Genomic DNA, 11,983 nt, shown 5'->3' with positions numbered 1-11,983 from the left:
GGTGGCCCAGGCGCCGGGAGAGCGCCTCGGCCAGGTAGCCAGCGCGGACGGTCTGAAGACCAACCTGGAATTGGCCCGCTAGGAGATCTCATAGCTACGGACCGAGCGCGACAAGCTCAAAGGCGCCCTGCAACGTCAACTCGGCCAGCAGCTCGACCAAGTGCTGGTCAGGATGATGTGCGAGGACTGCGGGCGCATCCGGGGCAGTACCAGACGCCGCCCAGCACCCGCACCGGCGCTATGCCCGGGTGCACACGGCAAGCCGGTACCCGCCGCGGCCAACGGGACTTCGGCAGCTCGTACATGAACGGCAAGAACCAGCGGGCTCCGTCGGCGGATCGCTCCATTGCCCACCTCCTAGGCGCCACCGTAGCGGCGAACCCCCGCCGCCGCGAGAGCAACGACGGGGGCCCACTCAGACGTGAAGCGGCTCAGTTCGGGCCGGTGTTGGAGCAGTCGGCACCGCACCCGGCGGGCGGCGGCTCCGAGTGCTCACAGGTGGCCGCCACGGGGATCGTCTCGTCGGTCGGTGGAAGCCACAGCGTGACGTCGACGGCGAACCCGGCATCGGTGATGCGGTGCATCGTTCGATGCAGCGCTGACGGGTCGTGGCGGGTGGCGTCCGGGCGCTCGGGGATGTGGTGTATGAACCTGTGCAGCGACCGGCACAGCCGCGCGTATACGCCCGTGTGCAGTATGAGGGCGTGCCAGCCCTCATCGACCACGCGGGACAGCCGCAGGGGCTCACCGGGAAATCCCGCCGCCGTGGCCACGAACTTCAGCGCCTCCTCGGTGATGCGCTCCGCGACGTCGTGCTCCATGTCGGGGTTGTTGGCCTGCACCGTCGCGACGACGCCGGCGAACTCGTCCGGGGTGATGAGATCCCGCGCACTGTTCACCTCCCGCCCGGTCGTGTGCTCTTCTGTGATGGTCACCGTGTACTCCCTTTCGCTGGGTGATGTGGTGGCGATCCGCTCCCCGGCCGGTCTTCCTGGACAGCAGCCGGGGGGCGGAGCATGGGGCCCTTGGGCCGGGATTGAGACTCAGGCGAGCGTGCTGGGGTCGGTGTTCGCTCCGCACAGCACCACGCACACCTTCTCGTCGGGCTGCGGCCGGTAGGCGCCGGTGGTCAGGGCCGCGAGGGCGGTTGCGGCGCCGTGCTCCACGGCCAGGCGCCGGTGCTCCCACAGTGCGCGCCGGGCGGCCACGATCGCCTCATCCGGCACCAGCACCGAGCGGACATCGCCGGACGTGGCGGCGGTCAGGGCCATGCGGGAGGTACGGCGCGCCCCCAGCGAATCGGCGGCGATCGAGTCGACATCGACGTCCACCAGGTCCCCGGAGTGGATCGCGGCGTTCAGCGCGCGGCAGTTCTGCGGCTCGACCGCCACGACCCGCACACCGTGGTGCGCGGCAGCAGCGGCGACGCCGGTGAACAGGCCACCGCCGCCGACCGCGACGACGATGGTGTCCACCAGCGGGCCGCCCTGATGGGTGTAGATGTCCTCCAGGAGCGTGCCGGCGCCTGCGGCGATCAGCGGATGGTCGTAGGCGTGGGAGGCCAGCGCCCCGGTCTGGGCCGCATGCAGGGCGGCGGCCTCAGCGGCGTGGTGATACTCGCTGCCAGTCAGCCGCACCTCGGCTCCGAAGGCGCGGAGCCGGTCGACCTTCACCGCCGGGGCTGTCTGCGGCAGGAACACAGTCGCCGGCACCTGGTGACGGTCGGCGGCCCAGGCGCAGGCGAGCCCGGCGTTACCGCCGGAGGCAATCACGACACCGGCGTCCGGCATGGTGCTGTCCTCGATGTGGGCGGCGGTGAAGTTCAGCGCGCCGCGGGCCTTGAACGACCCGGTGTGCTGCATGAACTCCATCCCCATCCACCCCGACGCGCCGCCGAAGGCGTCGGGGTCGACGGGGGCGAGGGCCAGGGGGCGGACGTGGCCGCTGATCCGCTCGGCGGCAGCAGTAACGTCCTTGTAGTCGATGCGGTCGGTCATCTGGGGTGTCAGCTCCAGTAGATGAGGTTGCCGGTGTGGGTCAGGGCGAGGAAGTACGCGAACGCCACGCGCCGGCTTGCCGGGTTGGGTGAGACCGCGTGCATGTTGGCCGGGTTGAACAGCAGCCCGTCACCGAGCTGCGGCGCGTGGCGGACCTCGTGCGCATCGCGGGTCGCGGCGGGGGTGTAGCCGTAGGAGTCGCGGTGCTGTTCGTCCCCGGGCTGCCAACGACGCCGCCAGATCGACGTCACACCGCCCAACTCCGGTACCGCAACCCACAGGTTGAAAGCCAGCTGGGCAGTGATCTTCTGGTCGAAGACACCGGCCGGATATTCGCGTACCACTTCGTCGTAATGGATCAGCGCGCCGCCATTGATCTCCCTCAGCGTGCCGCCGAACACCGGACGGCCGCCGATGGTGGCCGGAGCGATGGCTGCGCCCCAGGCGGTTCCGAGCCGGGCCAGGGAGATGGCGATCGGGTCCGGCCGGAGCGCGGCGGCCGTCCAGGCGGCGCGGGCCTCGTCCGCGGCCTCCCAGTACCGCTTCGTGTCCAGGCTGCCGTCAGCGGTGCGGTAGTCGTTCAGTGCGGGTCCAAACCTGGCGATCCGCACTGGCACGCGGTGCGGGTCATAGGAGCTGACCGGGAGCCCTTCGGCAGAGGTGAGGACGTCGGCGCACTCCTCAGCGGTCAGGAGGTCCGGTATGCGCACGGCCGCCAGCGTCCCGGCTGCCAGAGCTGCGATGTGACGATCGGTGACGGCGGGGGCGTCTTCGAGGACGAACAGGGGATCGGTGGTTGTGGTGGTCAAGGGTCTCCTCCTGATGGTTGGTGCCGGGCGATGGCCTCCCTCCCGGTGCACACAGGCCGGGCGGGCGGCCGGGAGGGGCGTCTCCTCTCGTGAGGCGCCGCCCCGGTTCCACGCGGCTGGCAGCCGGGGCCTGATTCACTCCGGGTGGGGCTCCGGAGCCGCCACGGCGGCCTCCGTGTCCGGGACGCTGACCGGCGCCGGGGCGGCACGGTCCGTCGTGGCGTCGCTGATGACCGTGGCCGGGTATGCGAGGGCAGCGATCAGGAGGGCGACGTACGGCGGCCATTCCCGCGGCTCGCGGGCGGGCCGGCCGCTCACTTCATCTCCGGGGCCGGGCCGGCGTCCCAGGTGTAGGCGATGTGCATGCCCAGCTCAGCGAGGTCCTTCGCGGCAGCCGACACGTACTCGTAGAGGGGGCTGGCTGCCGCCGTCCAGCGGATCAGCGTGGGAATCTCCTGCGTGTTGCTCGTCGTCATGTCGGCGCCTTGGACAGGGGGCGTGGTCGAGGGGCTGCCGCGCCTGTAGTCGTGCCGTGCTGGCGCGGCCGTGAGGCTCACTCAACTCCCCTGAAAACGAACGGGACATGGCCTGCCGCCGGTCTGCAAAAGTTGTGCGCGCATCGGCACACTGTGTGCATGACCGAGACCCTGGGCGAGATGCTGAGACGTGCACGACTCATCAAACGGCTATCGCAGGCCGAGGTCGGCGAAAGGGTCGGCTACTCCGCGTCGTGGGTCTCGCGGGTCGAAAACGGCAAGGTCAGGCCGGACGACGCGACGCTCGCCGCATTGTGTGATCTGCTGGCGCTGTCCAGAGAAGACGTTGGGCTCGAAGGGGACGATGTGCGCCGTCGGAAGTTGCTGACCCTGACCCTGGGGGCGGGGGCTGCTGCCGTCCTGCCGTCCTCCGCCGCAGCCGATTCAAAGGACGTGGTGGAGCGGTCCTTGTTCCGGCTCCCAGAAGCCCGCCCGGTGTCTCGTGAATCCCTCGCTGCCGCGCTCACCGCCTCCCGCAGCCTCTTCCACGACGCCCAGTACGCCGAGCTGGGCCGGGCTCTTCCCGCTCTCATCTCGCGGTCCCTGGCATCCATGGCGCACGACGTCGCCGCCCGTTCATACGTGCTGCTGGCGCAGTTGGCAATCAAGAACTACCAGGGCTATTCCTGGATCGCCTCGGACCGGGCCCGCGCGCAGGCCGAGAAAGCGGGAAACCCCGTCGTCATGGGCGAGGCAGCCCACGCCATGGCCATCACCATGAGGCGCGGCGGCGAGTACGAAGCGGCCATTGACCACCTGCAGCAGGCAGCGGGACGACTAGGGGCAGCTCCCGACCAGCTGGCCATGGAAGGCACCCTCCTGCTGACCGCCGGCTACAGCGCGGCACAGGCCGGATGGCGTTCGCCAGCCATGGACTTCATGGGCGAGGCCGAAGAGACCGCCTCCCGCCGAGAGACCACGGCACAGAAGCTTTACATCCCCGGCGTCTTCGGCCTCGATCAGACCAGGGTGTTTCGCGTCTCGGTCCACCAGGCCCTCGGCGAAGCTGACCAGGCCCTGAACTACGCGAGCAAGATCGACGCTCGCCGTCTGCCGAACGCGGAACGCCGGGGCCGCATGTGCATGGACGTCGCCCGAGTGCGGCGGGATGTCGGAGAGCCGGAACGGGCGTTCTACGCTCTGCGAGCCATGGAGCAGTACGCGCCGGAAGAAGCCAGCCGTCCGAAGGTCCGGGCCGTCACCTCGGAGCTGCTGACCATGAACGGTGAGATCCCCGGCCTCCGCCGCTTCGCACAGCGCACCGGCGCGGCAGTCTGACAAGGGCGCCACCAGCCGGTGGCGCGTTCCTCCCGTGTCGTCGCGATGCGATCCGGCACGCAGTCTCGGCGCGGCACCGCCGCCCCAGGCCCCCGAACCAGCCGTCGCGTGCCGTCCCACTCGTGGACGCCCACGACCCGCTCGCCGCGTACAACAAGCGGCGCCGCCCGCCGATGGATCAGTACCGCCGTCACCTGCCAGTGCACGGCGGTGATGGCCACCTCCGTCCCGACGAACCGCGGGTCTTGGAGGAGTGGACGGGGTCCGCGTACGAGGCGGCCGGCACCTCCGACAACCGCGGCGGCTTATCCACGTCTGCCTCGGCAATCACTGCCGCTTCCCGCTCGCCGCCGCTGTCAACACCCGGACCGCCCCTGCCCAGGAAGGCCACCCGTCGGATTCCGGCCCCTTCTCCTGCGCCCCTGATCATGGAGCCCGTGAACTGGCAGAGTCAGCGCCCCAGCAGGGCGCAGCGCCGTGTTGGTCGCACGCGAGGGGGCAGCGGTGAGGAAAGCCGGATGGATCGTTCTCGGCACTGCGGTGGCGGGGTTAGTGACAGGGTGCGCCAGCGCTCCTCCCGCGAAGCTGCATCCCGGCAGCGAGAGCAAGCCCAAGGTCTCGCATGCGCCGAAGCGTGAGTTGCCCGAGGGCATGCACAAGCTGGGGGCGGGCGTGCGCACGGAGGACGGGAACTGGGAGCTGAAGCCCTCGGCGTTGACGCAGGTGGCGCCGACTGCCGAGGCCAAGGGGCTGCCGCGCGGGCCCCGTCGCGTGTCACCCACTGAGAAGGGAGAAGAGGGATGTTGACGTGCTCGATCGGGCTGCGGACCAACGGTTCAGGGCCGTGGGAATGGCGCGGAGAGGAAGAGGGATGGGGCCGTGGCAGCGACCGCATCCGCCCGCTGGACCACCCCGCCCTGGAGCCGCGTGCGGTCACCGACGGCACCCGCACGCTGCTGGTCGTACGGGAGAAGGCCGCCGGCCGTCCCTCGCTGCTGCGCTCGCTGTCGCCCGTCCGGGTCGACGACGCGGTCTACGGCCGCGTGCTGAAGGAGTGCCAGGAGGGCGCAGGCCGCCACCCGAATGCTCACCGACCTGGACGAGATCGAGGATGAACTGCGAGCCGCCCTCGCCTGCTGACTCCTCTCGTCAGCGGGCGGAGAGCTGCCGTTCGCAGTCGCGCTGGAGCAAGTAGTACGAGCGGGCCGCCTGGTGGTGCGGTTCAGCTGGCGCGAATCATCACCGTGAGGAATGGCGATGCGGGTGATGGCTGGCTGTGCCCGATGTCCTCGTACCCCCACGACTCGTAGAGCCGATGTACCTTCCCATTACCAGCCGCCGCGTTAACCATGAGCGTGACGTACGGCTCTTCGCGCTCGGCGAGGAGTGCGTCGTGGATGCGCCGTGCGGTGCCGGTGCCCCGCCATGCGGCCCGTACGCCGATCTCCTTGAGGGCGACGGCCGGACGCTCGGTGTACTCGCTTGCCGGCGCCGGGGTAGTGCGCTGCCAGTACCGGTCACCATGCTCGATCGTGTTGCCGTAGGCGTATCCGACAGGGCGCCCGTCCGCGTAGGCAAGGACCGCCACGAACCCCGGCTCGGTCGCGTGCCTGTCCAGACGCTCACCGAACGCCGTGACCGCGTAGTTCGGCAGGTGCAGCAGCGGGGCGCGCACCTCGGCGTACACGTCGATGAGGTCGCTGCGGACGGCGGCGAGGGCGGTGAAGGCGCGGAGTTCGATGGCGGGTGCCGTGGTCATGCCGTGGTCCTCCAGGCGTCGCGGGTGTGCTCGGTCCAGGTGTGCACGATCGGGCTGGTCGGCGCGGTGGCGCGGAGCGCTGCCCCGAACTCTTGCAGCATGCGGGACACGCGGGCGTGTTGGGTGGCGGCGTCAGCCGGAACCGACATCGCGGTGTGCGTGGCGGCGTCGGCGTCGCGCTGGGCGAGCTGGGCGTGCGCGAGCCGGGTCGTGGCGATGGCGCGGGATCGGACCATGTGGGGTCGGAAGGCGGACAGGCAGCGGCGGGCGTGGTACTCGGCGGTGGAGTGATCGCCGAGTGCCAGGTATGCCGAGAGGGCCAAGGAGTCCAACTCGGCCTGGTCGTAGAAGGCGAGCATCCACACCGGCCGGTAGTCGGTGGGGGCGGCGCGCCCCATGGCGTCCTGCGCCTGCTCGAAAGCACGGCGGGCGCCGGTGCGGTCCTGGGCCGCTCCATGGATGGCTCCCTGCCGGGCCAGACCGAGGGAGGCGAACAGGGGATCACGTCGCGTGATGTGCAAGTGGCGCGCAACGTCGTTCGCGGCGAGCGCGTCAGCCGGTCGGCCCATGTGCCGGTAAAGGGTGCCCGCGTGCGACCAAATGCGGAACTTGATCGTCTGGTCTCGGGAGAGCTCGGCGAGGGCCTGCGCCTCGCGCATGTGCGCCTTCGCGTCCTCGTACCGGCGGCCGTCAATCGCAGCCCACATCGCGGAGGACCGGAAGGCGGCGGCGGCCCCGTACAGGTGGGCGCGTACACGCTGCGTGGCACTGCCGGAGTTCTGGAGGTTCAGGGCCTCGTCGGCGAGGGCGGCGGCGCGCTGCTCGATGCCGCGTTGTCCGCCGTGGCGGTGGTCGCTGACGATGAGCTCGGCGAACCGCTTCTGTAGGCGGTCGACGTCACTCATGCCGATGCGGCGGGGGGTGCCGGGAATGATGGTTGTGGCTGCTGCGGCGATGCCGCCCAGCGCGGCGCGGCGGTGCATGTCGGCATCCTCCTGCGGTGGGGCCGGGGTGGACGGTGTCCGGCTCCGTGGCACGAACCCTAAGGCGGTAGCAGGAAGACCCGTCACGTCCTCGAAGGCCCGACGGGTGAGCGCGTTGGGCCAGCGGACGCGTCCTGATCGCCAGTCCCGGACGCTCTTGTCATCGAACCGTCCGGGGGCCCCCGTGAGGCGTTCACGGGCCGAATTCAGCGCTTTAGCAAGGCTGTTAGCGCTGTGGCCGTTCCGGTCCATCCACTCCACCAGCGCCAAGTTTTGCGTGGTGTCCATCCACGCACCGTAGCGCCGCGATCCCCGACCGTCAGGTAAACGGCTGGTCAATTTCCCCGGGGGGATACATCGCGATGGCGGCACCGATCCCCTACGCCCGGCACGGTGACGCGGCGTTAGGTGGTCGTACGGCCCCGCCGTTTTCATCCCCCGAGGGACACGGCGGGGCGTCGTAGGCAACTACCGAGGTGGCAGCTATGACCACGCGCGCACCACAGGAGCAGAAGGACACCACCACCTATCCGCCCGGCACATACGTGTACGACGTGGTGGCGGATGCCGTCGGCAGGGTCGCGGACCCGGAGGCGTACCCGGCAGAACTCCTCGGCCGGGCCGCCACGCTGGTGGTGCCGATCGGCACGGACGGCGAGGCGTGGCAGGCGGAGCCGGGTGCGCTGCGGCTGGCCACCGCCGCGGAGATCGAGGCGGCGCGATGAGCGGCACGCACGCCGCACCATCGCCGCGACCGGCTGAGCGGGCACGAGACGGCCTAGCTGGCGCGCTGACCGTGCTTGGTCTCGTCGGCGCTGCCCCGCCCGCGGTCGTCGTCGGCCCGCGCCTGATGGAAGTGCACGCCGTCCAGCGGCTGGACGCCGAGTCTGAAGAGTTCGCCAGCTCCGTGGCTGGCCGTGAGCCGCACACAGACCGGTACGGCGTCCGTACGCACCCGGTAGACCGGGTGCCCACGTAGACCCCGGTGGCGGTGCGGTGCGGTGCCCCCGTGAAGGCCGCACCGCCACCGGTCTCCACTCCGCCCGGGTCGTGCCCCCTCCCACGCCCGGTCACCGACCCGGGACGGCGCCAGCTCCTGCCTCCCACCCCCGAGGGAGGCGGGAGGCCCGCGCGGTTGTACTCACGACATTCGGCCCGCGCGGGCCTGGAGCCCCGGCGTTGGTCTTCCGCCGGGGCCCTGTACGCCATCTCCCGCCCGTACCGGCCGCCGGTCGAGAACAGCGTCAGCCAGCTGTCCGCAGGCTAAGGACTTCCGCGACCGCGCCCGCCGTTGTGCGGCTCGGCCGCGGGGGGTTAGGCACCGTCACTACGTCTGAAAGGAAGAGAAATGGGAGCGAAGTCTCAGGTTCTCGCGCAGGCAATCGGTCTGTCGATTGAGGAGACCGACGTCGTGGACCTGATTGACCCGTCGAAGGTCGTCAAGAGCGAGGACGTCGAGCAGGAGGAGTGCTTCACCTTCTGACCGGCACCCCTGCGGTTCCGCCCTTCCCAAGGAGGCTGGCGTGATTCACGCTTTCACCGGGCCGACGCTGAGCCCGGACGATCCCGCCCTGTCACACGAGCGGTTCACCGTAAGGCCGCCGATCAAGCACGGAGACCTGTTCGATCCCCAGATCCGGGAGGGTGACACCGTCGTCATCATCGACGGCCTGTACCACCACACCCCCGCCCTCCGGCACAAAGAGATCATCCGGGCCATGAGCCGAGGCATCCGCGTCATCGGCGCCGCCAGCATCGGAGCCCTGCGCGCAGCCGACCTCACCCCGTGCGGCATGGTCGGCGTCGGCGCGATCTTCCACGCCTATGCCACAGGCGCCATCGAGGGCGACGACGAGGTAGCCGTCGCCCAATCAGCCGACACCGATGCGCGGTCCTACACCTGGCCGCTCGTCAACGTCCGCCATGTGCTGCACAAAGGCGTGAGGGCACAGGTCATCGACACCCCGACAGCCGACAGGATGCTTACAGGCTTACGAGACGTCTACTACGCGCACCGCTCCCTGACCGCTCTGAGGATCTACAGCCGCCGGTGCGGCGCCACCAGCTTTGTCGCCTGGCTCAAAGAACGCCTCGCAGCAAACCCCCACTTCGGCGACCTCAAGCGCGCAGACGCCCTCAAGGCGCTTCAGACCGCGCTGTCGCTCGACGGCACCCCCGTCACGCCGGTGACGGACGTGGACTGGCGCACCCGCTGCTCCCGACAGTGGGCCAACGCCTTCGCCACCCAGACCATCGACGGCCGGACACTCTCCACCCGCCACCGCGTCGCCTACCAGCAGATCTTCGACCCGCACTTCAAGGCCGTGTGGTCGACGCACCTCAAGGAGTCGGGAGCGGGCGACGAACTGCCGCACCTGCTCGCCTGCGCGGCCTACCGGTCCGAGATCGACCTGACCGACCCCCGCACGGCAGACCGCCTGCTGGCCCACGAAACCCCGCACGACCGTGCCGCAGTGGCCCAGTACGCCGCGCTGAACGACATGACCGTCCAGGCCCAACCGGGCTTCTTCGTCGAGGCGATCAAAGACTCCGTGGCCCGACGGCTCCTCACCCGAGCTTGGCAACTGCCCGACGACGCCTTGGAGAACGAGGCGTGGGCCCGGGGCTTCCAGGGCGCCAGAGATGCCGTCGACACAGCCAAGTGGTTCGTTCTGGGCTTCTTGAAGGAAACGGAGACAGTGCAGTGACCCCGATTGCGCTCGACGGCACGGTGCGCGCCAGGACGCCGGAGGAGACGTGGCTGATCCTGATCGGGCAGATGGCGCGGCTGGGGATCACACGGGTGGCCCGGATTACCGGCCTCGACTACCTCGACATCCCGGTTTGGACGGCCATCCGCCCGAGCGCCCACACCCTCGTCACCTCGCAGGGCAAGGGGGCCACCGACCTCCTAGCGAAAATCTCGGCTGTCCTGGAGAGCGCGGAGCTGTGGCACGCCGAGCAGCCTCTCCCCGTGGCCGCGCGGGGCACACATCGCGACCTCGGCATCCCGTACCCGATGAGCGCCCTGCCGGTGAAGCTGGATCACGACAGCCTGCCGGACATCCCCTTGGACTGGGCGCTGGGAACGGGGCTCACGAGCGGCCGGAGCGTTTTGGTCCCGGCAGACCTCGTACGGCGCCACCTGCGGCGCGACGTGGTGGCGCCCAATGTTTTCCACGTCACCAGCAACGGACTGGCCTGCGGAAACACCGCCAGCGAGGCCACTGTGCACGCCCTGTGCGAGGTCATCGAGCGCGATGTCCTCCACCGCGACTACGCCAGCGGAGGCGCGCACCGCACCCTGATCAACCCCGGCAGCGTCGAGGACCGCTACTGCCGAGACCTCATCGACCGGTTCCTGGACGCCCGCATGTTCCTGGAGATCGCGCTGGTGGACAGCGCGTACGAGATCCCGGTGTGCGCCGTCTACATCTGGTCGGAGGACTACCCGATCCTTTTCGCCGGCTCCGGGTGCCACCGCGACCCGCACATCGCCCTCTCCCGGGCGCTCACGGAAGCCGCTCAGTCGAGGCTGACCTGCATCGTCGGCACGCGAGACGACCTGGAATCCCACGAGCACGCCTTCTCCGCCCGCCCACCGCGCCCCGAGCACGCCGGGCCGAACACCGGCGAATGGGCCACCGTGACCACCCGCTACGGGCCCACAGAGCGCGACTTCCAGGCGGAAACCGCAGCCGTGGCTGCCCGGGTCGCCTCCGTCACTGGCTACGAACCCGTCGCCATAGACCTGTGCCAGTCCGATGCTTACGCGGCCGTGAAGGTGGCCGCCCCCGGCCTGGAGATGCGCATCACCCGCTCGATCCCCAGGCCCGGGAAGCGCCATGGATGAGCCCACCCTGTCGCCGGAGGAGCAGCGGCTCGCAGAGGTCTACGACGCCTTCCACACTGCTCGGGCCTCCAGTCCCCTATCCGCCCGCCTCTACGCCCTCGCCATGGGTGAGGACTATCCGCCCGAGGTCAACGCCTCCAGCTCGTGCGACTGGCAGCTGCTCGCCACCGCCGTCCGGCAGCTGCGGCTGCACCCGGGGCAGCATCTGGTTGACCTGGGGTGTGGCACCGGCGGCGAGGGCCTGTGGCTGGCCCGCGCTCTGGCCGCCCGGTTGACCGGAATCGACGTCTCCTCCGTGGCCGTGCGTCTCGCTGCCACCAGGGCCGACCACTTCGTTCCAAAGGGGCGTGCCGACTTCCGCGTCGGCACGCTGGCTTCCACCGGGCTACCCAACAGCAGCGCCGACGGCGTGATCTGCGTGGACGCATACGGGTTCGCTCCCGACGCGCGGGCGGCGATCGACGAGGTCCACCGCATCCTCACCCCCGGTGCCCGAGCCGTCATCACCTTCAGCGGCCAGGCTCCGCTCAGCAGCCGACCGTGGACCTATCAGGGCCTGGAGCTGGAAGCGGAGGAGCACCGGCCCGGCGTAGGGCGGATGTGGCTGCGGCTGTACGAGCTGCGGGCCGAACATGAGGCCGAGCTACGCAGGGACTTCGGAGATGACCACGCGCAGGGCATGCTCGACGAGGCACAGCGCCGGACCCCTGATATGAGCAGTCGTCACTTCTCGGTTGTTACCTTACGACGCACCACAGACTGAGGGAT

15 protein-coding genes are annotated in these 11,983 nt (G+C 70.0%); 7 read left to right on the top strand and 8 right to left on the bottom strand.

The features are described 5' to 3' along the window. Positions 1 to 431: 431 nt before the first annotated feature. From K9S39_RS41390 to K9S39_RS41370, 5 genes are all read right to left on the bottom strand, one after another. Positions 432 to 935, bottom strand: a complete 504-nt coding sequence (locus K9S39_RS41390) for a glycine-rich domain-containing protein (protein WP_248868444.1) — start codon at positions 933 to 935, stop codon at positions 432 to 434. Positions 936 to 1,043: 108 nt separating this feature from the next. Beyond that, on the bottom strand, positions 1,044 to 1,997 hold the full coding sequence (locus K9S39_RS41385) for a threonine/serine dehydratase (protein WP_248868443.1): 954 nt from the start codon (positions 1,995 to 1,997) through the stop codon (positions 1,044 to 1,046). Positions 1,998 to 2,005: 8 nt separating this feature from the next. After that, positions 2,006 to 2,806 carry a proline hydroxylase gene (locus tag K9S39_RS41380; protein WP_248868442.1) on the bottom strand — a complete coding sequence of 267 codons (801 nt, stop codon included), beginning with the start codon at positions 2,804 to 2,806 and terminating at the stop codon, positions 2,006 to 2,008. A gap of 135 nt (positions 2,807 to 2,941) precedes the next feature. Further along, positions 2,942 to 3,124 (bottom strand): hypothetical protein, encoded by a 183-nt coding sequence (locus tag K9S39_RS41375; RefSeq protein WP_248868441.1) that lies wholly within the window; start codon positions 3,122 to 3,124, stop codon positions 2,942 to 2,944. Then, positions 3,121 to 3,282, bottom strand: coding sequence for a hypothetical protein (locus K9S39_RS41370; RefSeq protein WP_248868440.1), 162 nt, complete (start codon positions 3,280 to 3,282; stop codon positions 3,121 to 3,123). Before K9S39_RS41370 ends, K9S39_RS41375 begins: the two co-directional genes overlap by 4 nt. A gap of 159 nt (positions 3,283 to 3,441) precedes the next feature. Here K9S39_RS41370 and K9S39_RS41365 point away from each other — a divergent pair, with 159 nt between their 5' ends. Together K9S39_RS41365 and K9S39_RS41360 are read left to right on the top strand one after the other, a co-directional pair. Beyond that, positions 3,442 to 4,620, top strand: coding sequence for a helix-turn-helix domain-containing protein (locus K9S39_RS41365; RefSeq protein ID WP_248868439.1), 1,179 nt, complete (start codon positions 3,442 to 3,444; stop codon positions 4,618 to 4,620). An 800-nt stretch (positions 4,621 to 5,420) separates the two neighbouring features. Next, positions 5,421 to 5,735 (top strand): hypothetical protein, encoded by a 315-nt coding sequence (locus K9S39_RS41360; protein ID WP_248868438.1) that lies wholly within the window; start codon positions 5,421 to 5,423, stop codon positions 5,733 to 5,735. A gap of 107 nt (positions 5,736 to 5,842) precedes the next feature. Here K9S39_RS41360 and K9S39_RS41355 read toward each other — a convergent pair whose 3' ends face one another. Together K9S39_RS41355 and K9S39_RS41350 are read right to left on the bottom strand one after the other, a co-directional pair. After that, complete coding sequence (locus K9S39_RS41355; RefSeq protein WP_248868437.1) at positions 5,843 to 6,379, bottom strand: GNAT family N-acetyltransferase; 537 nt, start codon at positions 6,377 to 6,379, stop codon at positions 5,843 to 5,845. Then, on the bottom strand, positions 6,376 to 7,650 hold the full coding sequence (locus K9S39_RS41350) for a tetratricopeptide repeat protein (RefSeq protein WP_248868436.1): 1,275 nt from the start codon (positions 7,648 to 7,650) through the stop codon (positions 6,376 to 6,378). The genes K9S39_RS41355 and K9S39_RS41350 overlap by 4 nt, the downstream gene beginning before the upstream one ends. 197 nt (positions 7,651 to 7,847) lie before the next feature. On the opposite strand from K9S39_RS41350, the gene K9S39_RS41345 reads away from it, so the two are divergent. Continuing rightward, positions 7,848 to 8,087, top strand: a complete 240-nt coding sequence (locus K9S39_RS41345; protein WP_248868435.1) for a hypothetical protein — start codon at positions 7,848 to 7,850, stop codon at positions 8,085 to 8,087. Positions 8,088 to 8,140: 53 nt separating this feature from the next. On the opposite strand, the gene K9S39_RS41340 is transcribed toward K9S39_RS41345, so the two are convergent. Continuing rightward, the gene (locus K9S39_RS41340) at positions 8,141 to 8,317 is read right to left on the bottom strand and encodes a hypothetical protein (protein WP_248868434.1); all 177 of its coding nucleotides are present in this window, start codon (positions 8,315 to 8,317) and stop codon (positions 8,141 to 8,143) included. A 393-nt stretch (positions 8,318 to 8,710) separates the two neighbouring features. On the opposite strand from K9S39_RS41340, the gene K9S39_RS42260 reads away from it, so the two are divergent. Genes K9S39_RS42260 through K9S39_RS41325 form a run of 4 tightly spaced genes read left to right on the top strand, consistent with a single transcriptional unit; the run spans position 8,711 to position 11,978 of the window. Continuing rightward, entirely contained in the window at positions 8,711 to 8,845 is a 135-nt protein-coding gene (locus tag K9S39_RS42260; protein WP_283113376.1) for a hypothetical protein, read from the top strand. Between the two features lie 40 nt (positions 8,846 to 8,885). Then, positions 8,886 to 10,070 carry a TfuA-like protein gene (locus K9S39_RS41335; protein ID WP_248868433.1) on the top strand — a complete coding sequence of 395 codons (1,185 nt, stop codon included), beginning with the start codon at positions 8,886 to 8,888 and terminating at the stop codon, positions 10,068 to 10,070. Further along, positions 10,067 to 11,215 carry a YcaO-like family protein gene (locus K9S39_RS41330; protein ID WP_248868432.1) on the top strand — a complete coding sequence of 383 codons (1,149 nt, stop codon included), beginning with the start codon at positions 10,067 to 10,069 and terminating at the stop codon, positions 11,213 to 11,215. Before K9S39_RS41335 ends, K9S39_RS41330 begins: the two co-directional genes overlap by 4 nt. Further along, positions 11,208 to 11,978: a class I SAM-dependent methyltransferase gene (locus K9S39_RS41325; protein WP_248868431.1), complete on the top strand. Its 771-nt coding sequence runs from the start codon at positions 11,208 to 11,210 to the stop codon at positions 11,976 to 11,978. Before K9S39_RS41330 ends, K9S39_RS41325 begins: the two co-directional genes overlap by 8 nt. Positions 11,979 to 11,983: the final 5 nt, after the last annotated feature.

It is taken from the genome of Streptomyces halobius (assembly GCF_023277745.1).
In the GTDB taxonomy this organism is placed as follows: Bacteria; Actinomycetota; Actinomycetes; order Streptomycetales; family Streptomycetaceae; genus Streptomyces; species Streptomyces halobius.
Note: the sequence above shows the minus strand (reverse complement) of the source record. Positions and strands in the feature narration are given on the sequence as shown.